Source organism: Sodalis sp. dw_96, from assembly GCF_018449575.1.
In the GTDB taxonomy this organism is placed as follows: Bacteria; Pseudomonadota; Gammaproteobacteria; order Enterobacterales; family Enterobacteriaceae; genus Acerihabitans.
Map to the genome: position 1 here is coordinate 1 of NZ_JAAVUT010000055.1, position 1,244 is coordinate 1,244.

Genomic DNA, 1,244 nt, shown 5'->3' on the forward strand with positions numbered 1-1,244 from the left:
TGATGTGGTCTAATGATCTTGGACACCCAGAAAGGGTGATAAACTTCCCCAATACAATAGAGGTGTCCAATGAAAGATAGACGAGCTTTTTCTCCTGAGTTCAAATGCGAAGCAGCCGGCCTTGTGGTTGATAGTGGTTATTCCATTACTCAGGCCAGTGAGGCTATGGGGGTGGGTAAAACGGCGATGCAGCGCTGGGTTCACCAGCTCATCCGCGAACGCGGTGGCGCAACACCTGTCGCAGGCAAAGCTCTGACCCCTGAGCAACAGCGTATTCAGGAACTGGAAGCGTACATACGTAAGATTGAACGTGAGAAAAATATCTTAAAGGAGGCTACCGCTCTCTTAATGTCAGAGTCGTTCACTCGCTAGAAGTGATCCGGATATTAAGTGAGCGTTATCCTGTGGTGGAGTTATGTCTCCTTTTTGGTGTTGCACGCAGCCGATATTATTACCGACGCGTGCCTGAAAAGCCTGCCAGAGCGGAGCAAAGAGAGCGCCTGTGCGAGTTGCATGAGGAAAGTCGCGGTTCAGCAGGGTCACGCTCGTTATCGACCTCCTTAAAAACGGAAGGCCATGGGGTAGGCAGAGATAAGGCCCGCCGCATGATGAAAGAGGCAGGACTTGAAAGTACACAACGACGTAAGCATCATTATCGTTTAGCGAAAGACGAAGCAAAATATGCCCGCAATCACCTGGAGCGAGCCTTCGACGTCGAACGTCCGAATAGCGTCTGGTGCGGTGATGTGACGTACATTTGGGCAGGAAAATGCTGGGTCTACCTGGCCGTTGTGTTGGATTTGTATGCTCGCAGAGTGATTGGCTGGTCTTTATCGTCATCACCTGACAGTGCATTAACGGTTGATGCGCTGCGGATAGCGTACGAATCAAGAGGATGCCCTAAAGGCGTGATGTTCCACTCGGATCAGGGTAGCCACTACAGCAGCCGAACATATCGGCAAAAGTTATGTCAGTACCGCATCAAACGGAGCATGAGTCGTCGGGGCAACTGCTGGGATAATGCCCCAATGGAGCGGTTCTTCAGGAGTCTGAAATCGGAATGGATACCGGAATACGGTTATGAAAATGCAGACGATGCGAAGACAGATATCCTGAATTACATAACGCATTACTACAACCATCGCAGACCGCATAGCTTCAATGGTGGTCAGACGCCGCATGCCAAAGAAAAGCGTGCGGCGTAAAAAACCTTAACGGGTGTCCGATATTGCTAGACCACATCA

1 protein-coding gene is annotated in these 1,244 nt (G+C 50.4%); it reads left to right on the forward strand.

Annotated features, from left to right (window positions below; all coding sequences use genetic code 11):
- The first annotated feature begins 69 nt into the window (after positions 1-69).
- Positions 70-1,205 (forward strand): IS3 family transposase gene (locus tag HB631_RS26740; protein WP_213994205.1). Its coding sequence is split into 2 segments (ribosomal slippage): positions 70-331 and positions 331-1,205, totalling 1,137 coding nucleotides; the frame shifts between segments, so codons are not numbered across the junction.
- The last annotated feature ends 39 nt before the right edge of the window (positions 1,206-1,244 follow it).